At 43.2% G+C, this 24,163-nt stretch carries 23 protein-coding genes, 1 tRNA gene, 1 pseudogene and 1 riboswitch; of the genes and pseudogenes, 13 read left to right on the forward strand and 12 right to left on the reverse strand.

The window, feature by feature from the left end; genetic code table 11:
- Positions 1 to 77: 77 nt before the first annotated feature.
- The gene (moeB, locus tag ACTD55_RS05535; protein WP_438863319.1) at positions 78 to 830 is read right to left on the reverse strand and encodes a molybdopterin-synthase adenylyltransferase MoeB; all 753 of its coding nucleotides are present in this window, start codon (positions 828 to 830) and stop codon (positions 78 to 80) included.
- 182 nt (positions 831 to 1,012) lie between these two features.
- Here moeB and ACTD55_RS05540 point away from each other — a divergent pair, with 182 nt between their 5' ends.
- The 7 genes from ACTD55_RS05540 (at position 1,013) to moaE (ending at position 5,742) form a co-directional block, all read left to right on the forward strand.
- Positions 1,013 to 2,197 carry an alginate export family protein gene (locus tag ACTD55_RS05540; protein WP_438863320.1) on the forward strand — a complete coding sequence of 395 codons (1,185 nt, stop codon included), beginning with the start codon at positions 1,013 to 1,015 and terminating at the stop codon, positions 2,195 to 2,197.
- 153 nt (positions 2,198 to 2,350) lie between these two features.
- Positions 2,351 to 2,499, forward strand: a riboswitch (molybdenum cofactor riboswitch).
- Complete coding sequence (gene moaA, locus ACTD55_RS05545; RefSeq protein ID WP_438863321.1) at positions 2,493 to 3,464, forward strand: GTP 3',8-cyclase MoaA; 972 nt, start codon at positions 2,493 to 2,495, stop codon at positions 3,462 to 3,464. (Overlaps the previous riboswitch by 7 nt.)
- A gap of 1 nt (position 3,465) precedes the next feature.
- Positions 3,466 to 4,032 (forward strand): NTP transferase domain-containing protein, encoded by a 567-nt coding sequence (locus ACTD55_RS05550; RefSeq protein ID WP_438863322.1) that lies wholly within the window; start codon positions 3,466 to 3,468, stop codon positions 4,030 to 4,032.
- Positions 4,029 to 4,571, forward strand: a complete 543-nt coding sequence (moaB, locus tag ACTD55_RS05555) for a molybdenum cofactor biosynthesis protein B (protein ID WP_438863323.1) — start codon at positions 4,029 to 4,031, stop codon at positions 4,569 to 4,571. The genes ACTD55_RS05550 and moaB overlap by 4 nt, the downstream gene beginning before the upstream one ends.
- A gap of 2 nt (positions 4,572 to 4,573) precedes the next feature.
- Positions 4,574 to 5,056, forward strand: coding sequence for a cyclic pyranopterin monophosphate synthase MoaC (moaC, locus tag ACTD55_RS05560; protein ID WP_438863324.1), 483 nt, complete (start codon positions 4,574 to 4,576; stop codon positions 5,054 to 5,056).
- Positions 5,049 to 5,294: a MoaD/ThiS family protein gene (locus ACTD55_RS05565; protein WP_438863325.1), complete on the forward strand. Its 246-nt coding sequence runs from the start codon at positions 5,049 to 5,051 to the stop codon at positions 5,292 to 5,294. Before moaC ends, ACTD55_RS05565 begins: the two co-directional genes overlap by 8 nt.
- A 1-nt stretch (position 5,295) precedes the next feature.
- Positions 5,296 to 5,742: a molybdopterin synthase catalytic subunit MoaE gene (moaE, locus tag ACTD55_RS05570; protein WP_438863326.1), complete on the forward strand. Its 447-nt coding sequence runs from the start codon at positions 5,296 to 5,298 to the stop codon at positions 5,740 to 5,742.
- Between the two features lie 337 nt (positions 5,743 to 6,079).
- On the opposite strand, the gene ACTD55_RS05575 is transcribed toward moaE, so the two are convergent.
- The gene (locus ACTD55_RS05575; RefSeq protein WP_438863327.1) at positions 6,080 to 6,523 is read right to left on the reverse strand and encodes a copper resistance protein CopD; all 444 of its coding nucleotides are present in this window, start codon (positions 6,521 to 6,523) and stop codon (positions 6,080 to 6,082) included.
- A gap of 36 nt (positions 6,524 to 6,559) precedes the next feature.
- Positions 6,560 to 7,801, reverse strand: coding sequence for a molybdopterin molybdotransferase MoeA (moeA, locus tag ACTD55_RS05580; protein WP_438863328.1), 1,242 nt, complete (start codon positions 7,799 to 7,801; stop codon positions 6,560 to 6,562).
- 335 nt (positions 7,802 to 8,136) lie between these two features.
- On the opposite strand from moeA, the gene trhP reads away from it, so the two are divergent.
- The 5 genes and pseudogenes from trhP to ACTD55_RS05605 all read left to right on the forward strand — a co-directional run bounded on the left by trhP (position 8,137) and on the right by ACTD55_RS05605 (position 14,356).
- Positions 8,137 to 9,411, forward strand: coding sequence for a prephenate-dependent tRNA uridine(34) hydroxylase TrhP (gene trhP, locus ACTD55_RS05585; protein WP_438863329.1), 1,275 nt, complete (start codon positions 8,137 to 8,139; stop codon positions 9,409 to 9,411).
- Positions 9,412 to 9,416: 5 nt separating this feature from the next.
- Positions 9,417 to 9,596 (forward strand): annotated as a pseudogene (locus ACTD55_RS05590) (4Fe-4S binding protein); the annotation flags it as partial.
- A gap of 180 nt (positions 9,597 to 9,776) precedes the next feature.
- The gene (locus ACTD55_RS05595) at positions 9,777 to 12,446 is read left to right on the forward strand and encodes a nitrate/nitrite transporter (protein WP_438863330.1); all 2,670 of its coding nucleotides are present in this window, start codon (positions 9,777 to 9,779) and stop codon (positions 12,444 to 12,446) included.
- A 137-nt stretch (positions 12,447 to 12,583) separates the two neighbouring features.
- Complete coding sequence (locus tag ACTD55_RS05600) at positions 12,584 to 13,723, forward strand: cytochrome P450 (protein WP_438863331.1); 1,140 nt, start codon at positions 12,584 to 12,586, stop codon at positions 13,721 to 13,723.
- 186 nt (positions 13,724 to 13,909) lie between these two features.
- Positions 13,910 to 14,356: an NTP transferase domain-containing protein gene (locus ACTD55_RS05605; protein ID WP_438863420.1), complete on the forward strand. Its 447-nt coding sequence runs from the start codon at positions 13,910 to 13,912 to the stop codon at positions 14,354 to 14,356.
- A 53-nt stretch (positions 14,357 to 14,409) separates the two neighbouring features.
- On the opposite strand, the gene ACTD55_RS05610 is transcribed toward ACTD55_RS05605, so the two are convergent.
- From ACTD55_RS05610 to hipB, 6 genes are all read right to left on the reverse strand, one after another.
- Positions 14,410 to 14,910, reverse strand: coding sequence for a GcrA family cell cycle regulator (locus tag ACTD55_RS05610; RefSeq protein ID WP_438863332.1), 501 nt, complete (start codon positions 14,908 to 14,910; stop codon positions 14,410 to 14,412).
- A gap of 16 nt (positions 14,911 to 14,926) precedes the next feature.
- Complete coding sequence (locus ACTD55_RS05615; protein WP_438863333.1) at positions 14,927 to 17,755, reverse strand: hypothetical protein; 2,829 nt, start codon at positions 17,753 to 17,755, stop codon at positions 14,927 to 14,929.
- Position 17,756: 1 nt separating this feature from the next.
- Complete coding sequence (locus tag ACTD55_RS05620; RefSeq protein WP_438863334.1) at positions 17,757 to 19,226, reverse strand: hypothetical protein; 1,470 nt, start codon at positions 19,224 to 19,226, stop codon at positions 17,757 to 17,759.
- A gap of 2 nt (positions 19,227 to 19,228) precedes the next feature.
- On the reverse strand, positions 19,229 to 19,744 hold the full coding sequence (locus tag ACTD55_RS05625) for a hypothetical protein (RefSeq protein WP_438863335.1): 516 nt from the start codon (positions 19,742 to 19,744) through the stop codon (positions 19,229 to 19,231).
- Between the two features lie 176 nt (positions 19,745 to 19,920).
- The gene (locus tag ACTD55_RS05630) at positions 19,921 to 21,225 is read right to left on the reverse strand and encodes a type II toxin-antitoxin system HipA family toxin (RefSeq protein WP_438863336.1); all 1,305 of its coding nucleotides are present in this window, start codon (positions 21,223 to 21,225) and stop codon (positions 19,921 to 19,923) included.
- A complete protein-coding gene (gene hipB, locus ACTD55_RS05635; protein ID WP_438863337.1) occupies positions 21,226 to 21,477 on the reverse strand; it encodes a type II toxin-antitoxin system antitoxin HipB in 252 nt (83 codons plus the stop codon).
- Between the two features lie 455 nt (positions 21,478 to 21,932).
- On the opposite strand from hipB, the gene ACTD55_RS05640 reads away from it, so the two are divergent.
- Positions 21,933 to 21,997 (forward strand) — tRNA-Ser (locus tag ACTD55_RS05640).
- Positions 21,998 to 22,038: 41 nt separating this feature from the next.
- On the opposite strand, the gene ACTD55_RS05645 is transcribed toward ACTD55_RS05640, so the two are convergent.
- From ACTD55_RS05645 to agaR, 3 genes are all read right to left on the reverse strand, one after another.
- Positions 22,039 to 22,485, reverse strand: coding sequence for a hypothetical protein (locus ACTD55_RS05645; RefSeq protein ID WP_438863338.1), 447 nt, complete (start codon positions 22,483 to 22,485; stop codon positions 22,039 to 22,041).
- 71 nt (positions 22,486 to 22,556) lie between these two features.
- Complete coding sequence (locus ACTD55_RS05650; protein WP_438863339.1) at positions 22,557 to 23,147, reverse strand: ACP phosphodiesterase; 591 nt, start codon at positions 23,145 to 23,147, stop codon at positions 22,557 to 22,559.
- A gap of 145 nt (positions 23,148 to 23,292) precedes the next feature.
- Positions 23,293 to 24,084, reverse strand: coding sequence for a transcriptional repressor AgaR (gene agaR, locus ACTD55_RS05655; RefSeq protein ID WP_438863340.1), 792 nt, complete (start codon positions 24,082 to 24,084; stop codon positions 23,293 to 23,295).
- Between the last annotated feature and the right edge of the window lie 79 nt (positions 24,085 to 24,163).

Consider the following 24,163-nt stretch of genomic DNA (forward strand, 5'->3'; position numbering starts at 1 on the left):
TGCTACACATCTTTAACTATACCAACATCTGAGCATAAACAATGTCTGAAACTGATGTTGAAAAATCACTTTCTTAATCAAAGTTGGCAAACGGAACAGTCGGCGCGTTTTGGAATATTGAAACGCTGCCAGTCCCCGGTCATAGCATCGTACAGTTGTAGTTGGCCTATCAGCGGCTGAGCAAAGCCGGTCAGTAATTTGATCGTTTCCAATGCCTGCATACTGCCAATAGTCCCCACCACAGGTGACATAATGCCGCTTTCCACACAAGACAACTGTTGCTCTCCAAACAAACTACTTAAACATTGATAGCAAGGGCCTTTGCTAGCGGGATAAAAGGTTGTAATTTGTCCTTCCATTCTTATAGCCGCTCCCGACACCAGTGGTTTGCTATACTCCACAGCAAGCTGATTGAGCAAATTACGCGTTGGCAGATTGTCGGTGCAATCCACCAGTACATCGATATCTTCAATCAGACTCTCAAATAGCGTTCGATCCAGTCGTTGTTTAATGGCCCCTACTTCACATTCTGCGTTAATTCGCGTCAACGCATCTTTTGCCGACTGGACTTTAGCGTTGCCCAATGAGACATCACCATGTAACACCTGACGTTGCAGGTTGGTCAATTCCACATTGTCATCATCTACCAACAACAGACTTCCCAACCCAGCGGCCACCAAATATTGGGCACAGGCGCAACCCAGCCCACCTACACCAATTTGCAGTACCTTGCCGTTAAGCAGTTTTTCCTGTGCATCGATATCGAATCCTGGGATCAGGATTTGACGACAGTAACGCATGGCTTGTTGCTGGGAAAGTTTTCTGGGCATATCAATTCATTGTTTTTGGTAGTAAACAGGTTGTATCACCGCGACAGCCGTCATGCAATTCCCTAAAAGGAGTAGGCCGTCCACCCATGAAGTGACAGCATCATGTCATTAGTAGTAACCCCCTGTCTTTATTCAAAAATAAGTTTTACTTTGTTGCTATTAGTAAGAACGAGGAACCTGTTTTGAAAAAACTATTAACGCTGTGTATGGGGTCACTTCTAAGCGTTGCTCCCGCCATGGCTAACAATAGCTTGTTGGACGACATTAAACAGGCAGCCAGTGACAGCAAAATCGACCTAAATCTACGTTATCGCTATGAATGGGTCGATCAGGATGGTATTGACGAAGGTGCTGGCGCGTCAACTTTGCGTACCCGTTTAACTTATCAGGCTGGAAGCTTCCGCGGTTTCAAAGTAAAGCTGGAGGCGGATGATGTCAGTAATATAGGCAACGATTTATACAACAGTACGGTTAATGGTAAAAGCCAATATCCGGTTGTCGCAGACCCAGTCGGTACCGAACTAAACCAGGCCTTTATCAGCTATGCAACAAACAACCTCATATTTTCTGTGGGCAGGCAACGTATTAATCACAACGATCAACGTTTTGTCGGCGGGGTGGGGTGGCGTCAGAACGAACAAACTTTTGACGGATACCGGGTCGAATACCATTCCGGAAAAATCAATGCTGACTATGCCTATGTATATAACGTCAATCGTATCTTTGGCCCCAACAGCCAAGACGGTGACTTGCCAGGCAGCTTGCATTTGCTTAACACGAGCGTCCAGTTTGATGAAAAGCATAGGCTAACCGGTTATATATATGATCTGGATTTTGATACTGCGGCAGCGGCGTCTAGCCTCACCCTTGGTGTAACCTACGATGGTAATGTGAGAGGTGTAACACTGCGTGCGTCCTATGCCCAACAATACGATTCCGGTGATAATCCGGTAAATTACAGCACCAGTTATTACAGTCTGGATACCAGTACCAAACTGGGCTTGATAACTTTTGGCGCAGGTTATGAATCGCTTGGAAGTGATAATGGTAAAGGCTTTGCAACCCCCTTGGCTACACTGCATAAATTTCAGGGCTTTACCGATAAATTTCTTGCCACCCCTGCCAATGGTGTAAACGATCTGTACTTCAAAGTATCGGGAAAAATGAATAAATTCGGTTTAACTGTTATTTGGCACAACCTGGAAGCCGAAACAGGCAGTGCAGACTATGGAACCGAAATAGATTTGGTTGCTTCCTACCCATTGGCCGACAAGATAGACTTACTGGTGAAATATGCAAATTACAGTGCGGATGAACATGCTGGCGATACCTCCAAGCTGTGGACTATGCTCACATTCTCTTTTTGACTGCTCACTCACAGTCATAGCCGATTCATTAGGATCGGCTTTTTTATTCGGGAATGGGTGATATGACCAAGATAAAGCATTCTGCGCTATATCCCCAAAGGGGTATCCCTTAAGCTCAATTACATAAACTACCTACTTGAACCACAATAGCTCATAGCTAACAAACTCCGAGCCTGTTCGCCTAAGCCGTAGCGTATGGTAAACAGGCCGTGGCTATTGCCACCGGGCCGAACTGAGAAATCTAACGGCCTCCCGGACACGTAATACGTGTACTTTTGGAAAGGTGTTTAATCTGATGTTACAAGATACTTTTGGTCGACATTTTCATTACCTGCGTTTGTCAGTCACTGATATGTGCAATTTTCGCTGCAATTATTGTCTGCCGGATGGTATCGACTGCGATCAGTCTAAAGATTATTTAACGTTAAATGAAATCAAAACTCTGGTAGCTGCATTTGCCCACATGGGGACCAGTAAAATCCGTATTACCGGGGGCGAGCCAGCTTTGCGGAAAGATCTTACCGAGATCATCCATATCTGCCAACAGACACCAGGTATTGAACAAATTGCTCTGACCACAAACGGCTTTAACCTAGACCGGAAAATTAAGGATTTTGTCGCAGCCGGATTAACCGCTGTTAACGTTAGTGCAGATAGTCTTGATCCGCGAATGTTTGCTGACATTACAGGCAAAAATATGCTGGAACGCGTAATGTGTGGTGTCGATGCCGCCATCGCAACAGGATTAACCAAAGTCAAATTAAATACCGTGTTACTGCGCCAGTACAATACGCAGGAGTTTGATCTTTTCCTTAGCTATTTAAAAAACCATCCTGTCACCTGGCGCTTTATCGAATTGATGCAAACCGGAGACAATGCAAATTTCTTTAGTCGAAATCATGTGGCGGGAGAAACACTTCGTCAACAATTAGTTGCTGATGGTTGGGAAAGGATTGTCCGCGACAAACAAGCCGGACCAGCACTGGAATATCGCCATGAAGATTATCAAGGTCAAGTGGGCTTGATCATGCCTTACAGCAAAGATTTTTGTCAGAGTTGTAATCGTTTGCGTGTGTCCTCACATGGAAATGTGCATCTTTGTTTGTTTGCGGAACAAGGGTTTTCGATTCGGCCATATTTACAACAAGGCGATATTCAAGCTACTTGTGATGCCGTACAGACACTAATGAAAGCCAAACTGGCCAGTCATTCTCTACAGCAAGGTTTTACCGGCGCAACCCGCCAGTTGGCGATGTTGGGAGGGTAATATGCTTTGTTTCAACGGCCTGGTATTAGCAGGCGGTAAATCGTCCCGTATGGGGCAGGACAAAGCAATGCTCAGAGTGAATAACGAAACGTTATTGATGCGTTGTCGGCGTATTTTAATCGAAACTGGTGCCAAACAGGTAATGATTAGCCGCAATGATGGTAATCCACAACACATTGTTGACACTTTTATGGGCAAAGGTCCACTAGGCGGTATTCATGCAGCAATAGAGCAAACCAGTACATTACCTCTGTTAGTGCTTCCGGTCGATTTACCTTTGGTTAGTTCTCAAATGCTAAATAAACTGGTTGAAGAAGGTTTCAATCAACAGACATCATGTCGCTATGAAAAACACAATTTACCCGTATTTATTTTTCGACCAGCAGAACTACTGACATCGCTATACCATACCCTGATCACAGATCAGGATTTATCTGTAGGGCGTTTTTTCGCGGGTTTCCCAATACAAAACCTACCGTTAAAAAACCCGAATGCCTTAACCAATACTAATACGCTTGCCGAATGGCAGGCTAGTCAGACTGAATCCATTATAGAGAATATGCTATGAGTCATGCAGCCAAACAATTCGTGCCATTAAATATTGCCGTTATAACAGTATCGGATACTCGCACCGAAGCCAATGATACTTCAGGTGACTATCTATGCAATTGTGCCAATGAGGCCGGCCACAATATTATGGATAAAGATATAGTGATTGACGATATCTATCAGATCCGCGCATTGGCATCCAGGCATATAGCCGATCCACAGGTTCAGGCTATTCTGATCACCGGTGGCACTGGCTTTACCGAGCGCGATTCCACTCCCGAAGCCATATTGCCATTATTTGACAAGCAGGTAGAAGGATTTGGCGAGTTGTTCCGTTATATTTCCTATCAGGAAATCGGTACCTCAACCATCCAGTCCCGGGCGGTGGCGGGTTTGGCAAATGGCACCATTATCTTTTGTCTTCCGGGCAGTCCCGGTGCTTGTGGCACAGCCTGGAAAGGGATTATCTGCGCCCAGTTAGATGGCCAACAAGGCCCTTGCAATTTTGTTCCCCATCTTAAACGCACTCAATTAGAACAATGCAAAAGCCGGGCATGAGTATGAACAGTTTTACTCATTTGGATCAGCAAGGTCACGCGAATATGGTGGATATTACTACTAAGGCGGTGACACAACGCAAAGCCATTGCGCGGGGGTTCATACGGATGCAAACCTCAACACTTTCCAATATCAGGGAGCAACAGCTAATCAAAGGGGATGTTATTGCTACGGCACATATCGCTGCTATTCAGGGCGCCAAACGTTGTGCGGATTTAATTCCACTTTGTCATCCATTGATGCTCAGTAGAGTATCGGTGGAATTTGAACTGGATGACACAAATTCCCGTATCTGGATTTATGCCACCTGCAAAGTGCATGGGAATACAGGAGTGGAAATGGAAGCGCTGACCGCCGTCAGTGTAGCAGCACTAACGTTGTTTGATATGTGTAAAGCCGTTGATAAAACTCTGCAGATTGGCGGTATTCAGGTACAGGCCAAGTATGGAGGAAAAAATGGTGATTGGGAGCGAGAAGATGCTTGAAATACGATTTTTTGCCATGTTCAGGGAGCGCCTGAAATGTGACGGCCTACGCCTTGAATACGAGGGACAGCATGATGTAGGGCAGTTGAAAATATTATTAGCGTCTCGAGGGGGCGACTGGGAAGTTCTTGGTGGACACAACGTGCTGGCCGCAGTCAATCAAACCCTGTGCGGTGAAAAACAGCGTATTCATGATGGTGATGAAATTGCGTTCTTTCCTCCTGTAACCGGAGGCTAACATGATAAGCATCCAGATTGCCGACTTCGATGTAGGTGGTGAATACCAGGCATTAAAAAAAGCAGCTGACGGCGATGGTGCGATTGTCATCTTTACCGGAGTCGTAAGAGATCTATGTAGCCTTGGCAGCGTCAACGGCGTCAATCTGGAACACTATCCGGGTATGGCCGAGAAATCTCTGATGGAAATCTGTAGCCAAGCCCGCCAGCGCTGGTCATTAGGCCAACTGCGGATCATCCACCGGGTTGGCGAACTAATGGCCAATGAACAAATTGTTTTTGTTGGTGTAACTAGCAAACATCGCCGCGATGCCTTTGATGCTTGCGAATTTCTGATGGATTATTTAAAAACCCGTGCTCCAATATGGAAGAAAGAGCTTACCAGTCAAGGAGGTGTGTGGGTGGAAGCAAAAGCTTTAGATGATGACTATGCTGCTCGTTGGAAATAATTTTTTATAAAAATTAGAAACAGATAGATAAACATATTTGCGGATACAGTCCTCTTCACACGGATTTGAGTTATCAGCATGTGGCCTTCGAAAACCCTGAATAGAATCTAAGGTAAGCGGAACCTTCTGCAGGACTTTCGCATAACTTTATCTGTTTTCCGCTCATAGGATGGTACATCAATGCCAAAATATTCAGGAAATTTATGAATATAGCAGGGTGGAGATGAGAACTGACTTCTAGAGGTATCTTGGCTGCAATCTTTTTTGTCTTCATATGTGTTACTTTAGGCGAATTGTTGTCCGGCCAAATCATTAACGTTCTGTGATTTCCACAATTTTAATATAACCAACCGGTACGAAAAGACACACCGACAAGTACAAACAGTATAGAAAACAAGGTAACCGGGATAATATGCCAAGCCATGGTAACCAGGCTTTTTTCTGAAAGCTTGGGTAATACTCGAAGCTTTGCATCCAATGCAAATCCTATCGTTGCTGCAAGCAGACTGAGTTTGGCCAGAATTCCATTTGCTAGCGGATTGCTGATATCAAACCACAAGCGAACATCAGGTAGCATGTAATAGGCAAGTAGCAAGCCGGTAACTATCTGGACAATCAGTGCGGGCATTCCGATCTTCTCATAGGCAGATTCAAAATTAAGCAACATCATGGGTGAGCATGTCCTGAGCACTTTCGGCAATATTACTGTGGCAAGCACAATATGCCCGCCAGTCCAGATGGTTGCCGCCAGAATATGTAATACCAACAATACGTCGTACATTGTTACTCACCGGCCCGTTTAGTCCAAAACGATGTTTTAGACTGCACTTAGCAAACTATCAAATAATTCAATAATGACGTTTTCCCCTTCAGCCACATGGCCACGTTCGTTTTCCAGTACCACATAGCAGTTGGCCTGGTAAAAAGAAGATAACACCCCGGAACTTTGGTTGGATAACGGACTGACGCTTAGATTGCCTTGATTATCCTTCACGTAAATACCACGTTGAAAATCAGTACGACCGGGGCGCTTTCTAAATGATTCAGATGCTTTGGCTTTAAGCCGCGTTCTCTGGGTAGGTATTTTACCGCTGAGCAATTGCAAGCTGGGTAACGCAATTTGGTGAAAGGTCACCATTGACGATACTGGATTGCCAGGCAAACCAAAAAAATAGCTGTTGGGTAAACGGCCAAAGGCCAACGGTTTTCCGGGTTTAATCGCCAACTTCCAAAAAGCAATATCACCCAATTCTTCCAGTATTTCGCGAGTAAAGTCGGCTTCACCTACCGAAACTCCTCCTGAAGTAATCACCACATCAGCCTGCTGGTCGGCCTGCAAAAATGCGTTACGAATACTGTCAGGACTATCTTCAATAACACCTAAATCGATTACCTGCATTCCCGCTTGTTGTAACAAAGCCTGCAAGGCGGGGCGATTAGAATCATAAATGCAACCCTCGGGCAGAATTTCACCGGGCTGGTACAACTCGTCGCCTGTTGAAAAAATCGCTACTTTAACAAATCTAAATACCGGTACATGTATCACACCGATTGAGGCCAGCAAACCGATGTCTACCGGACTGACTTTATGTCCCTTACTCAATACACTTTGTCCCTGACAAATATCTTCACCACGACGCCGAATCGCTTCTCCCGGTTTGACCCGTGTTTGTATTTGAATCAGGCCATTATCGGCTAGCGTATTTTCCTGCATGACCACAGCATCGGTACCATGCGGAATACGTGCGCCGGTCATAATTCGTACACACTGTCCTTCTGCAACACTTCCTTGAAAGGGTTTACCAGCAAAACTTTTACCGATTTGTGCCAGTTTGTGGTGTTTGCCTATATCTTCTATCCGCAACGCATAACCGTCCATGGCCGAGTTGTCATAACCAGGCACATCAATAGGGGAACAGATGTCTTCAGCTAATACCCGTCCAACCGACTGAGCTAACGGCAATATTTCAGCATCTGTCAACGGCTGGATAGTTTGCCAAATTTTTTCCATTGCCAGCTCAATCGGTATCAGGCCAGGCGCATCACAACAACTAACCATCGTTATCACCTCACTTTTAAGAAGTTTGTTGTTCAAATTATCATTTCTTGAACTCTTACCGTTTCCAAATAGATAAGTATTCCGTTGATTAACTCTGAAAACTGCGGAGTATGAATATCAACTCGAAACAGCTTAATAAGCCAATAAATAAAAAGATATTTCATCTAAGGGGTAACACCCTATCTCCGAAGTGGTATCAAAACGACTATTAGATCTGTTGCGAATTTAACCCTGTTAATTCGCATTATGGTTAAATGAACCAGAATTAAGGTAGATCAATTTCTTAATAATGATGTTCGCTAAAATAACTACTTTGTTCTTTTAGGTGTTACCCTATGTTTAAACCTGAATTACTTTCACCAGCGGGTAGTTTAAAAGCGATGTGCATGGCATTTGCGTATGGTGCCGATGCTGTATATGCAGGACAACCACGCTACAGCCTAAGAGTGCGTAACAATGAATTTAATCTGACAACACTCAAGATAGGTATTAATGAAGCACATAAACTAGGTAAAAAGTTTTATGTCGTCATTAATATTACACCTCACAATAGCAAACTAACTCATTTTATTGACGATATAAACTCAGTCGTTTCACTCCAACCAGATGCCTTCATTGTCTCCGATCCCGGCCTGATTTTACTTATGAAGCATCATTTCCCACAAGTCGCGTTACACTTATCTGTGCAAGCCAATACCACTAATTGGGCATCAGTAAAATTTTGGCAAGTACAGGGAATTGAACGCGTTATTTTATCCCGAGAATTATCGATTGAAGAAATAGCTGAAATACGCCGTCATGTTCCTTCTATGCCAATAGAAGTGTTTGTACATGGTGCACTATGCATGGCATATTCAGGGCGCTGTTTGTTATCCGGCTATATTAACAGACGAGATCCCAATCAAGGCGCCTGTACAAATGCTTGTCGCTGGTCATATCAGGTATACGACTCGGTAACAGACGATGTAGGGCAGTACCACCCCAGAGAAACGCCCGTATTGCTTTCAGAGCAAGCCAAACCTGATGACTTAATGACATTGGATGAAGACATGCATGGTAGCTATATACTTAATTCCAAAGATTTGCGAGCAGTTGAACACATTGCTTCATTAACCAAAATAGGTGTTCACTCACTGAAGATCGAGGGACGCACCAAATCTCCCTATTATGTTGCACGCACTGCGCAAGTTTATCGACGAGCAATAGATGATGCTGTAGTTGGGAAAGCATTTGACTCAAATCTGTTAACCGAGTTGAACGGAATGGCTAGTCGTGGTTTTACAGATGGATTTTTACGGCGCCATGTACCTCAGAGTACGCAAAATTATTCTGAAAATCATCGTTTTGGCCAGCAATTGCTGGTTGGCGAATTCATTGGAGAACAAGATGCTAGAAATTATGCAGTGTTAGATGTAAAGAACTGTTTCTCAACGGGCGACATGTTGATCTTAATGACCCCTAATGGGAATCATAATTTCAAACTCAATACACTCAAAGATATACATCACCGAGATATTGATCGGGCTCCGGGTTCAGGTTATCAGGTGAAAGTAAAACTACCTTTAAAAACAAATTTACGTTTTGCGATGTTATTAAAAAAGGTGGAATAAAAATAGTGGTGGCGTTTATTGGAAGTGCTTGTATAAATTGTGATATGTGCGTGCCTGAGTGCCCTAATGACGCCATCGATATGGGCGTCAACCACTACAAGGTATTTAATGATCTTTGTACAGAGTGTGCCGGATTTTATAATGACCCCGCATGCATCAAAGTCTGTCCTATTGATTGCATTGATATAATTGCCAATCCATAAGCCCCCAAAGAAGCTAATGAAACGCATATTCTTGTTCTCTCTTGCTCAACCGGGCTACCTAACAGGGGGTATTATCTGACTAAAAACTTGCCTCTTCCTATATATTTTACTTAGTAAATTGTCGGCTTATATTAAGACGTAAATATTACGCGGGAGCCGCATATGACAAGCATCAACGACACGCGACAAATATCCATTCCTGAACAAAAAAAAGCATTATGGCTATCAACTTTAGCGTTCACACTATGTTTTGCAGTTTGGACCATTTTTTCGATTCTGGGTATCAAATTAAAACAAGAGCTGGGGTTATCTGATACCGAGTTGGGTCTATTAATGGCAACACCTATTCTGACTGGCTCTGTTAGTCGGCTCTTCCTTGGTGTATTAACGGACAGATTTGGTGGGCGCTGGGTTTTTGGTTTGTTGATGCTAACCACATCTATTGCGGTTTACTCATTAAGTATTGCTTCCAGTTATACGCTGTTGCTATTAGCCGCCTTGGGAATTGGTTTAGCTGGCGGCGGCTTTATCGTTGGTGTGACCTATGTTTCAAACTGGTATGAACAGGGAAAACAAGGTACCGCACTCGGTATTTTTGGTGCCGGTAATGTAGGTTCCTCGCTAACAAGTTTTGTTGCCCCCTTCCTTTTGTTAGCCGTTGGTTGGCAGGCAACAGCACAAATATACGCGCTAGTTCTGGCATGTATGGGTGTTGGCTTTATTCTTTTTGCAAAAGCGGATCCTGTACATAGTAAAAGACAAACTTATTCGATTCCTTTATTTGAGCAATTAGCACCACTTTCAGACATCCGCGTTTGGCGATTCTCACTATATTATTTCTTCGTCTTTGGTGCTTTTGTCGCGCTCGCTCTGTGGTTGCCGCATTATTTGATGGAGGTTTATCATCTTGATCTGGCAACTGCAGGTATTGTGGCAGGATTGTATACGGTTCCCGCCTCTCTATTCAGGGTGCTAGGGGGATGGCTGTCAGATAAATACGGTGCCAGAAAGGTTATGTACTGGACCTTGATTGCATCAGTACTGTGTACTTTTTTACTGAGTTATCCTCCCACACAGTATCAGGTTCAAGGGATTGATCGTACCTATACTTTTTCTTTTGAAACGCATTTGCTCGTTTTTGTCCTACTGACATTTATTTTAGGCTTTTTTATGTCTCTGGGTAAGGCGGCCGTGTTTAAACATATTCCTGCGTATTATCCAAACCATGTCGGCGTCGTAGGTGGTGCCGTTGGCATGGTAGGTGGTTTGGGAGGCTTCTTCCTACCTTTAACCTTTGGCATGCTCAATGATGTCGTCGGTATTTGGCAAAGCAGCTTTATGCTGTTGTTTGTTGTTTGTGTATTAGCTCTGACATGGATGCATTTTGCCATTCGTCGCGCAGAACACACTGAATGGTTTCAAGGACAGCGTATTACCGATCTCCCAGAAATGGTATCCGAAGACACCTTTGTACTGGAAGATTGGCGTCCTGAAGACCAGCAATTCTGGCAAACAACAGGTAAACGTATTGCCAAAAGGAATCTATGGATTTCCATTCCTAACCTGTTTCTGGCCTTTGCTGTCTGGTCTATTTGGAGCATTATGGTTGTACAAATGCCTCATTTAGGCTTTACCTATAGCTCTAATCAACTATTCTGGCTGGCAGCATTACCTGCACTATCGGGTGCAACTCTTCGTATTTTTTATGGCTTTATGATCCCTATATTCGGTGGACGCCGCTGGACGGCATTATCTACCGCCTCTCTATTACTTCCCTGCCTATGGATGGGTGTGGCTTTACAGAATACCGAAACATCTTATTTAGTCATGCTTATTTTAGCCTTGCTATGCGGTTTAGGCGGAGGCAACTTTTCTTCAAGTATGGCAAATATCAGTTTCTTTTATCCTAAAGTCGAAAAAGGGGCTGCGCTTGGTTTAAATGCAGGTCTGGGTAATCTAGGGGTTTCCGGAATGCAGTTGTTTGCTCCCCTGATGATTTCTTCCAGTGTGTTTGGAAGTCTGGGGGGAACCCCTTTAGAAATGTTAAGTGACAATGGAGAAATTCATCTCGTCTGGTTACAAAACGCGGCATTTATTTGGGTTCCGTTTATTGCGATAGCTGCAATTGCCGCCTGGTTTGGCATGAACGATATTGCCGATGCAAAATCTTCATTAAAAGAACAAGCTGTTGTCTTCAAACGTTCACATACCTGGATTATGTGTTGGCTGTATTTGGGAACATTTGGCAGTTTTATCGGTTTTGCTGCCGGATTTCCGTTATTGTGCGGATTATTATTCCCGGATATAGATCCGGTCAAATACGCCTTTATAGGTCCGTTAGCTGGTGCACTGACAAGGCCCCTAGGTGGAATTTTGGCAGACAAATTTGGCGGTGCTCGCGTCACACTTTGGAGCTTTATTATTATGGGCGCTGGTGTTGCAGGCGTATTATATTTTTTACCTGACGAAACGAGCAATTTTGTTGGATTCTTTGCAATGTTTATCTTGTTATTTAGCGCAACGGGCATTGGTAATGGTTCTACATTCAGAATGGTTCCGGTCATGTTCTTAGCTTTGCGCAGCCGGGCACTGGGACAAGGGCAGGAGAAACAGGCTGAAATTGAAGGTAATCGAGAAAGCGCGGCAGTTATTGGCTTTATTTCAGCCATTGCGGCTTACGGTGGTTTTTTCATTCCCAAAGCTTATGGTTCGTCAATTGCTTTTACCGGCTCGGTACATATGGCACTGTATGGTTTCATTGTTTTTTATATCAGTTGTGTTGCGGTTACATGGTGGTATTACGCCAGACCAAAAGCTGTTGTACCTTGTTAGCAGCGCGATACTCATCTTTTAACAAAGGCTGAACCTTCAGCCTTTGTTATCAACGCACTTTTACCACAAGGTACCAATTCTGTTTTCCTCACCGTTGAATACTGTGCAAACAGTAAAATGATTAAAAGGAATCAAAAATGACAGATCATATTCCTGATGATATATCTCCAGCAGGACGAGATTTACGTGAATATACTGACGAACTGCGCCAAAAACATGCCATCGTCAAGAATATTTCAGACGAGTGGGTTTTATTAAAGCATACGGATATTGTAACTGTTGCGATGGATCACGAACGCTTTTCAAATGCAGTATCCAATTATCTGCAAATCCCAAATGGGTTGGATGGTGAAAAGCATACTCACTACCGAAAAATAATTGATCGATATTTATCCCGGGAAGCGTTAGTGCCATATATTCCCGTTTTTAATCAAGTAGCGATTCAATTAATGAAAGAGTTACCTAAAGGTAAAGTGCTGGATGCGGTAAATGATATTGGTGCCGTTTTTGCTGTGCGAGCACAATGCCAATGGTTGGGATGGCCAAATGAATTAGAACCACTTTTGCTGGAATGGATGGCCGATAACCATGCTGCTACACGCTCTGGAAACAAGGAAGAAATGCGAAATATCGCACGCCGGTTTGACGAAATTATTCTTTCTATCATTCGTCCCCGACAGGTTCTCACTTCTAAGTTAAATGATGTAACCGCCCGTCTTTGTCGTGAAACTGTATATGGACGTTTGTTAACCGAAGCAGAACTGATTTCCATTTTGCGAAATTGGACAGGTGGCGATTTGGGTTCTATCGCACTATGTGTCGGAGTCATTGTGCAACATATTACCAAACATCCCAAACTCATAGAGCAGTTACGAGTAGCTGAAGATGGTGAGGTGGAAGCATTTATTGATGAAGTCCTACGTAATGATGATCCCTTTGTATCTAACCGGCGTATTACCACATGTCCGGTGAAAGTTGCCGGACATGACATTCCAAGCGGCGCCAAGATCAAATTAAACTGGACTTCTGCAAACCGTGACGAGTCAATGTTCGGCGAGAATAGGTTTAATCCCGAAGAAAATAAACCAAATAACCTGATTTATGGGATCGGAAAACATGCTTGCCCGGGCCGTTTGCTAGCAACTTGGGAGTTACGAATTATGTTACAGGTCATGTTGTCCTCGGTGCAAACTATTAAACCGGCCTCTAATCAACATGCGGAGCGAGAAGTCGCCCCTTTGGGCGGGTTTAATCGGGTGCCTATTATATTGTCTTAATTAATTTGAAAAGACTGACTTAACTGAAGCCCCATATAAAGAGGCTTGCTTAAATATATATAGGTACCTCCTATGGTAAATAGCGATAGCACTGTAATTAATGATTAACTGTGTCTCAACTATTATAGGAGCCTCGTTATGAGTATTGCTGGCGTTATTATGACTTATCAATGTTCCACTGAATGGATGGAATCATCGCAATGGGATACCGGGGTTAGTCATGCCACAAGCTGTCTTGCACAGTGTGGAATTACAGATATCGTCGTAAGCCGCAACATATTTAAGACTGGATATTTACCAGACATATACCCTGATAAAGGTATTTTATCTGGACTACATAGTGCAATGTTTCACAAGCCAAATCACAATTTACTCTGTGTAACACCAGATATGCCAGGTCTAACGTACGAATTACTAAGGTGGATACTCGCTTCTGGCCGAGTAGCGAAAAGCTGCTGTCATTACAGACACCACTACTTACCATTGTATATACATAACGATTGCGTGTTACGAGAAACCCTTGAATTAAAACTCATTGATGAAAAAACAATACTGCCTAATAACTTGACTATTCTGGGTTGTCAGGAACTTGTCGCCCCATATCCATCGCAATTGGTCAGAATTTCTACTTAATAGATTCGCAATGTTTGAGGACTGAATTGTTACCCAAACTGTATTTATTTTGATCAAAAACCTTTTTGCTGGTTGTCATTGTGGGTTTTAGATAATTCCAGTGAGTAGATTTTTCTCTTTACTGCGGCTAAAGATACTCCTAGCTGGGCAGCTATCTTTCGTTGAGTTACTCCCTGGCCAAACAGGGTCAGTAACGTCGCGACTCTGTCGTCAGTCCATTGATAATGAGGGGTACCATCGTTACCGCGCGATAGTCCAAGCTTTCGCATGCGGCGCATCACTGCCTGAACTGACATTCCCAGCATTCTAGCCATTTCGTCATTGCTTAGAGTCTTGTAATGTTTGGTCAAAATGAAATCTTGCTCGTCGGTCCAATCGTAGTATTGCGGTCGATTTTTACCCGTGGGCTTCTTCATCAACTCCAACTTTCTGGCACGACGTAATATTGCATCTCTGGAAAAACCCAGTTTTTCTGCAATATCAATTACGCGCATATTGAACCATGCTTCTTTCAGGTATGCGTCTTTTTCCTTTGTCCATTTATAAATACCCATCTTTTCTATCTCCTTGCTAATTAGGTTTTGGGGGCGATAATTGAGTAGCGTTTGCCGATTGAGAAAGCGCTTTTCTCAATCCCTCTGCATCGATCATGATCTTTGCAAGATGCAACAAGCAGTGGATTGAGCGAGAACTCTCTCTTTGGGAACCTTTACCTTTTTCCGGAGTAAAGTATTTCAATTGACCTATGACCCCTTTTTCCGAGTCAGTCGTTTTAATCATTACATTGACTTCTGTAAATTTTGCCCACGTGCTCGTATTGGCAAGTGAAGAACTGTTGCCGACCAAGGTTAATTGCCAATAGCCATCTTTAACTACTTTTAACATGACCTGCATAAAACGCAGATAATCACTGGCGGCTCTAAATGGGATATAAGTTTTGCCTTTGGTGATGCTTGATAAGGTGTACTCAATACACCACAATACTTCACTCCGTTGACTTTTAAATACATGCCGGAACGTTTCTCTGAAGGTATTCAAGTGCTGCAAATCCCACTTGCGAAGGCGAGGACAGACTTTTCCTTCTGAATCGACTAGTCGTGGATTTTTACTCTGGGTCAGATAAGATGAAGCGATGGTACGAGCCGCCGTTATCCAGGCTTCAATAGTGTGGTCATCAATCAGCGAATCTAACTGTAAATCAATCAGTCTTTTTCCGGAATCGAGCTTTTGCAATACATTGAAGCATTGAATCATGTCGGGAGATACCGTACTTTGTGCTATTACTTCATCCTGAGGTTTCCGTCTGTCTGTTACCGATGCATTACTGGTAAATTTGCGCATCTTGCGTGCCAATAACGGATAGATATCAGTGACAGACAGCGTCCCATCCTTGTTGTGTGAATCTGAAATAGCTTTTATTGACAATTCTTTGATAGCTCGGGCCGGCAAGCCTGAAAGATTCAACCAAAATTGTGGCGTATAACGCTGAGGAACCTGGCTGAGTCTCTCATGCAGTAAAAGATCCAGGCTGTGGGCATAAGAAAACAGTGTCACTCTCGGCGTCTGATGACCCATAAAATGCGCAATTGCCCATAGTTTGTCACGTCTCACCTTACCGATGATTGCAAGTTTAATATTACGCGCCTGCTCGGTATTGTAGGGCGTATATTGTTCGATCAATTTATCAGACCCAAACACAATCAATATCAGGTTTGTCGCGCAAGTATGACGAAACTGATAGACCGGCACATGGGTCCTCATGTACTGGGAAACTAAACTGCCTATGTGTTCCTCTAAATCAGCAGTTGTGAATGCTTGATTGGTAAACTCAGTTACAGAAAATAAATAGTGATCACTGGTCTCGCCCAACTGTTGCCGTCTATATGCAACAAAGCTTTGAAAAGCCTTTGCTTCGTCAGGCTTAAAAAGCGCAACAGATGGCACTTTTCTTTTTGATTGAAGATTTTTGAGTCGAAATCCCATGTGAGGACGCACAAAGACCCATCCATCTTGCGACACTTCTATGTCCTTTATATACAGGCGAGTTACTTCGGTAGGTCGCAGACCAAGTCTGGATAACACTAGATACATAGCATTCATTGTATCCCTGAAGTGCTTGCATCGGTGATCATTGCTTCGTCGTAGCTCACAGCCAACCTGACGGATCACATGATCGGGAATAATGGTTGTCTGTACATATTTGTTACAGTCAGAAACGGTGTAGAAAGGATCATCCGGGGCATTTATATCAAAATGGCTGACAGTATATTGAATAAGATCACGGAGTCGGTAGGGGGCGTCAGACGATACATAATTGTCCTCTATGATCGCTTGGCAAAGTACATCCATTTCAGCACCATCCAAGAGGCTAAGATCAATGTTTGTTGTAAATTTAAGCCAGCTTCTCCCAATTGTATTCAAATACTTGCGTGGGGTTTCCGCGTGTATCCACTTTTTTTCACGAAGACTGTGGATGAACCATGAAAGTAACAAGATCGCCGAAAAAGGCAGGGATGTCAGTTGACTAAGCCGATGTTCTAAATACTCAATGAGTTTCTTTACCTCAGTAGGTTGGTGAGCATCCCGGTTTACCTTCAACATTCCTCTCAAACGCAAACATAAATCATCAATATTAATCTCTTCTGAATCGCCAGAATTAAGGACGCGTTTTGTAATAATCTCTGAGCATTTATTACCTTGAGGGATATGTTCCAACGTTCTGATAGTAAACTCTGCTTTAGTCAGTTGATTATGAAGGGCATGTAATGACACCAAAGGAACTGCATGAGCGGGGTTATTACCAGTTGCAAATTCTGCCAAGAATATTGGTATCGAGACGCCATCGGTTCTTCTTTGCATCTCTACTGCTGCTGAACAAAATAGTTTTACGGTTTTGAAGGGGTGACAATTACACGTTAATAGCAATGCGTTGAGTAATGACAGTAATTTTTCTTCATTACTCTCTATGTCCGTGCATTTTTTACCGGTCAGTAACCGATGAAGGGAAGACAACGCAAGGGACTCCAAATAACAGCGGTGAAGCGTTGTACGTTTTTCACCATCATTAGAGTTGCTGCCCATTCCCTCTAATTTCTGATTTATGTCAATGTGAAAGCGCTCACCATTCTCATAAAGCTCTTGCGTGCTAGAAATGGCTCGCTCAAAGATTGCGGTGAGGATCACTGGATTACAGATGAGACTACTTACGGCGGTAAAAAACATAAACAGTGTCAAGTTTAATTCTGCAGGAGAGAGCTTGCCATTAGCTAAATCTCCGGTTTCGATTCTCTTAATCAAAACGTCCTTTGCCGTCTCAAGCTCAATACTGCGACTAAACGCCTGCACATTCACACATACAGGTGTTATTGCTTTTGTTTGCTCACCGATAAATGCATTCACCTTAGTACCCTGCCAAAGGGCTTATCTGTGCTGATATCCCAAGTTCGTCAAGCAGTATGTCAACTGATGATGCAATTTCATCAGAATCATCATTTTCCAGAGCGGCAAAGCGCCCAAATGAATGATCCGCCTTAGCTTCATGCCCCATGAACCAGTCGACCAAATCAGTTGCAAGACCGACTTTTTCAAAATGCGTACGTAACAGATGTCTGTAGTAGTTATTTTCACCTGGTAATTCAGGAAGTCGTCCCTTTGGTGGTAGCAATGGAGACACTGCTTTAAACGCCTCTTCCTCGATGTAACACAACAAAGGCGTTTTCCCACAAAGTATCTGGTTAGTTCCCTTGGCAATCTCTGGGTATAGAAACTCAGTTCTCTTATTGAGAAGCTGAATGTGCTGCAGGAAATTAAGCAGTTGTTGCTGTGCAACTTTCGGCAACTTCGTGATTCGTCGGTGATTATGGCCTGACTTTTTATCATCGATAAAGACGAAACCATTTTTCATATCAAATGCGGTTAAACAGCCAAACGCATCGTGCTCCGGCCGGTGTCCGGTTGCAAGTTGAAGTACGCCAACTGTATAGGCGAGGTAGTAATTGGCGGCGTCAATGATATCCAGTCTTACCATGCTCTCTTTAGCTAGCATGTTAAGTGTGCTGAAATATGCGGCTACTTTTTCTTTAGAGGGTACTCGATGGCTTCCCCAACGTTTGCTTTCTGTCGCTTCAGGAAACGTAAATCGCTGCTTTGGATAAAGCGAATGCAAATAGCCACAGTACTTTGTTAGCAGCGCTAAGATTTGTGAGTTTTCGTGAGAGGTGTAGTGAATTCCTGCATGAAATTCCAGCTCCTTTCCGGCTACAGCTGCGTAGCACACCTCAGAAATCCCGTGGTGGGCACAATACGCACGTAGGTGTCTAGTTACCCTAGCCGGCGATAGTCTTGTATTTTCTCCGCGGTTGATTTGTGTAAGACATTCTCTTACAGAAGAAACGATATTACTGCTTGCTTCATCGTTTAGTTGAGCCTTCTTGATTTCAGTAAACGCTTCTGTCAATTCGGCCGGGATAGGAATATATCCCTTACTCGAAGTATTACTATTCTCATCACTGTCGAGCAAATGTTCGCTTGCATAGGCTCTATCAACCACGATAAATCCGAAGCCTGATTTCTGACTGTTTCGGGGGGGTAAAGCCAGGCAGGTGTTTGCATCAAGAAGGTTAGCAATCGTTCTACCCAATATCAGGCTGAGCATGACCAATGTTGCAGCAGTAACTGGCAAATGTTCTGCATGTTTCAACAAACAGTAAACTTCATGATCCGTCAGAATCTCGTAATCACAGACATTTTGCTTTTCGGATCGAGCGACCGAGCGCAAGATGCGCCCGAGCTTCATCACGTCAGACTTACTGTTTTTAGACTGAACGTCATTTGAAATTGCACAATCGGTCTTAGTCTTAACAGCCGTCATTTTCACTTTCCCGCACGGATCTTTGCATACGCTTCAACTTTTGTCCGAACCGGGGCTCGAGGTTCGTCAGCATAAAACCGGCAAAGGGTCTCCAGTGAACGACTTTTTTTAAGTACGCGAAGCTTGGAATAAACAGGCTCTGGCACAACGTCAATAAAGTGTGCCAACTTTGTCAATACAGAATCTCGGTGAAGAGATGAGTCAAATAGGTCAGCCGCATAACGCCAGGCTAATTCCTCAATATCGCACTCTGGTGTGCCCCAATGCACAATTTTAAGCACCGTCTCATCACCTTTGCGATGATGCAATAGAGGTTTCCACTGGTTGAAAATCAGGTAGCTGCGGCTGATTGGCTCAAGCAATGCCCACGGAGGGGACACCTGCGATAGGCTTAATGCTTTACTCCACGTGGCTTCTAATTGAAAAGTCAGTGCTGAAGTAAAAGCAAACGCTCTTTTCGCATCTGGGTGTATACTGCAGCGTTGTAAAGACACCTGTTTTATTTTGACTGTAGCCATCCCCTGTTCCCACTAAAAGTGCTGTTCTGGCATTATTAATGGAGGTTGCAGGAGTAAATGTCAAATTTAAAACCTCTAATAAAAGCTATAAAAATCAACGAATTAAACAAAAAAATGTTATTTTTAAGGACTTTTTTAAGAAAAAATTTTTTTCAAAAATAATTGAAAACTTACTTTCAGCGCTTTAATCGCTCAAGTTTTATTAAACTATTTTCAAAAATTGATGTTTGAATTGTTAATGGGACTTCGGGGAGCATACGCTCTTTAAGGTTTTCAATCGCTGTAGGAAGGTTCTTTACAAATTCTTGCATGATGCTCTGCATTTTTGATTCGTCAAAACCGACTGTCTTTGCGGTGGCGACAAAATGCCTAGGGAATATCTGTTCAATTTTGCGTTTTTTACCTTTAGTCGCCGTAAGCCCCATGGCCAGACTCAAATCTCTGAGGTGTAATCCTTGCCCCCCAATGACAGGATACGCAGAGAGAATGTCATAAAAGGGAGTAAGCCGGTACGCACCGCCCGCTTCCAAATAAATGGAAAAGTTTTTCGCATGACCATCTGTAGCGCCTATCAACCACTGAAAGACCTGAAATCGCATAAATGCATCACGGTCTGCAAGTGCGTTACTGGAACCCATCAGTAATGTCATAATTTTTTCAATGCCCGGCCCACCTTCAGCTTCATATTTAATTGCTGGCGGCAGCCCGAATGCTTGACACATGTCTTCCTGAGGTAGTCGCAGGATTTTGCTCTTATGTGTCGTCCACCGGCGATCAAAACGCTCAACGGCAAGGGCTTTGACATCATCAACTACAATAATATTTACCTTTGGAACGGAAAATCCCAATTCTCTGGCTAATTCAATACACAGCCATTCATTTTCTACACTGTCACTGAGGTCAAGTGTAAAGTCTGGTCCTTTTATCTGGCCAATAGGTAACTTGATAATATGCGTTGTCGGGGTCAGTCCTTTTGGTACGCACCATTGCCCATTAATTTTGAGCAATGCGGTCTTCTCTTGCGCCCCCGCAACAGAAATTCGGAATGCTTCTTCCTCATTCATGCCCAAAGGCATTTCAGATTGGTAAGCAAGCAAAAGCGCCTTTAATCGCTTATTGGTTAATATTTCATAATCCAATGACGGGGTCGATTGGGGATAGGGTTCTGTTAATATTGTGAGGGCGCCTACACTATCTCGGCCTATTTCCGCCAATAGGTCGAAAGGGCGACTGGAGGCTGCATTGAATCGCTTTACTATGCGTTCACGAATTCGCTGTGAGTCAGGTAGTAGGTTATCGAAGTAATTATAAACTTTCTCAGACGTAATGCGCCCTTTTTGTAACGGCAACGACAGCGACAAAGGTCGGGCTTTGTTGTCAGTTAACCATGATGATACGTAGTGTAATTGATGTGCACCATCTGCGCGCATGATAAGTTCACCAATATGCGTATCATTTAGATAAAGTTGCAGTGTAGCCACTTACCAATCCTCATCCTGCGGCGCTTGCTGTTGATGAGTGACTTTTTGATTAGAGCAGACTTGAATTGTCACGTTTAAGGCTTGCAGGATTTTGAATAATGTCTGCAATTGGCATCGCCCAGGGGCGTTTTCAAAATTTGAAATTGTGCTTTGTTTTACACCAACTCGTTTGGCAACTTCAGCTTGTGACCAATTATTTTGGGTCCTGATCAGCTTAAGATGATCTGAAAGTTGCTTTGGACTGAATATCATATTTTGATTGCCTCATTGAGTATCCCCACGAAGGGATAAAGTCAACATTATACCCACTAGAGGATAATGTCAATTTTATCCCTTTTAGGGTATACTGAATTGGTGTTATTTCACCAAAAATATGCCCCGCGCTTGAATCCTTTTGGGCCACACTAAAAAAGGCTGGCATAAATTTTGGCGGAATATAACCATACAAAAATCAACAAAATTAAAGACTTCTCTACCGTGCTCAATGCCAATTAAGTCGCAATATAAACTTGATATTGGCATGAACATGGCTTAAAAACAGATAAGGAACCGCTAATTATTTGGTTAAAATAGCCAAAATGGATAAAGCTATTTGTGACGTAACTGTGACCAAAGTGGTTAAATGTCGCCAAATGACCTTTGCTCATTATTTTATTAAATGCTTATAAACCAATTGGTTACGTTTAACCCCGGTTGGTCACAATTAAGCATATTGTTAAAAAGTGCTCTCCGGAGGCAGAGGTCAGAGGTTCGAATCCTCTCGGGTGCGCCATTTCACACACCACATTTTGCAAGCACTAAAATCAATAAGTTTTAGCCCGTCTTTTCTGCTAGCCAGCTACGCGCTTCCGCTTCGGTTTCAAATATTTTAAAAGGTATATCTGCAGCTTCGTAACAAAGCGGATACAGACCCAGCATAATATTTCGCCCTTCAATTTCTGGGGCGATTATAAACGCTGTGGCAGAGGGCTCGAGATGCGTGCCTTTCATAGATTGCAGAAATATAGTGAATTTACTCAATAAGGCCTGTGTCGCTAGACAAGATTCCTGAAACTCAACTAATTCACACCAATTGGGATAGGTTTTATAAACCTCTGCTAATTTATCTTCACGAATTGAAAACAGTGCAACAATTAACTCTTCGTTGAAAGGTCCTTTGGCTGAGTAATGAACAATTCCGTCCTCACTAACAAAAAATTCAATACTGCCATGCAGACTGAATTTACCACTGTCAAAAGAGTCTGTACTGTGGATTGTCATTGCTTAAACCCGATTAGAAACCATTGCATATAGAAAATTAACCTATTGATGATTTGTTTACCAATCTTATCTTACAACCCCTGCTCCACCCCGTGCTGGTTAACATTCAAAACAAGTTCGGGGAAAAACAATCGAAAACACTGCTCAAGCTCAGTGTAGTTGTTCTCTATGTCTGCAATACTACCAGTAAACGCATTGGTAAAACGAATACGTTTGGCAATACTGTCCAGCGCTCCGGCCACGCCCTCCAGCTTTTGATAATGAGCCAACCATTGGTGCTCAATCATACTACCGACCACATTTTGCATTTTAGGGGGCATAATCGGCAAACGCTGTTCCAGTCTTCGATAAGCCTGATGGCAAAACTGGTCAAATTTAGTTTGACTGTATTGTTCCCAGTGCAAAATAAGAAAGTGATCAAACAATACGTCCAATGCAATACCGGCAAAACGGCGATATTCAGGACTAAACTTCTGTCTGGCCTGTTTTATCAGCGGATGCGTATCGGTAAATTTATCGACCAACCGATGATTGGTTAGACCCGCTAACACCGGTTCGGAATATACGGATATATCCACACCGCGGCAAAAGTCACCAAGTAAATTACCCGTGTGGGAATCGGGATTAGGCTGGGCCAGAAACAAATGAGCAAGGTAATTCATCGTTTCTAGGCTATATCAGAATGCATTGTGGATAAAGCTGTTCCAGATGCCCCGACAAATAAAAAAGGCAGCTTAATTTAAGCTGCCTTCCGCTGCCGCACAAGATTTAAGATACCGGAGTCAGATTAAGTATAGACGCCGTGAACTAAACAACTATGGTTTCAATACCCAATTTTTTTAAGCCTTCTAGATATTCTGGCTGTATGGCATTGTCGGTAACCACTTTGGTGACATTCTTTGGTTCGAGAATTTTATGTAGGCAAATATTACCGAATTTGGAAGAGTCAGTAACCACTATCACTTCGCTGGAAATAGAACACATTACACGGTTTAACTCGGCTTCCGCTTCAAAGTGTGTGGTGATCCCCCGCTCCATATGAAACCCATCCACCCCAAGAAACAACTTGTCTACATGCAGCCTTTGTAGGGCGTGTTCTGCACTTTTGCCGTAAAAAGAATTACTTTTGCGGCGCAACGTGCCCCCCAGTGAAATCACTTCAATCTGTTTATAGGGGGTAAGCTCTGTAATGATGTTGTGGCAATTGGTGACGACAGTGAGATCTTCTTTTTCTGCCAGATTGGCTGCAACTTGCAATGTAGTTGAACCAGCATCGAGGATAATTGAGTCACCATTATGTATCAGATCTGACGCAATTTTACCTATGTTAATTTTGGCAGAGGTATTGATGTCTTTTTTTCGTTCAAAAGGTGATTCAATAGCAAACACGTTGCTCATCGACAACATGGCACCACCATAGGCTCTAGTGGCTATACCCTGCTTTTCCAGGAATTGCAGATCCTTGCGTATGGTCACTCCTGATACAGAAAACATCTGTATCAATTCATTAACTTGCACACTGCCTTTTTCCCTGAGCATGGTGGCAATTTTATCTCGTCGATGGCTGGTATCGCGCACGTTATTCCCTTGAAATTTCATTTAATCTTTAATGTGTAAGGAATTGTAGTTCTTTAAGCTAAAGCGATGCAATTGAAACTTCGCCAAATAAAACCTTAAT

Origin of the sequence: Neptunicella sp. (assembly GCF_048268085.1) — a bacterium.
Lineage (GTDB): Bacteria > Pseudomonadota > Gammaproteobacteria > Enterobacterales > Alteromonadaceae > Neptunicella.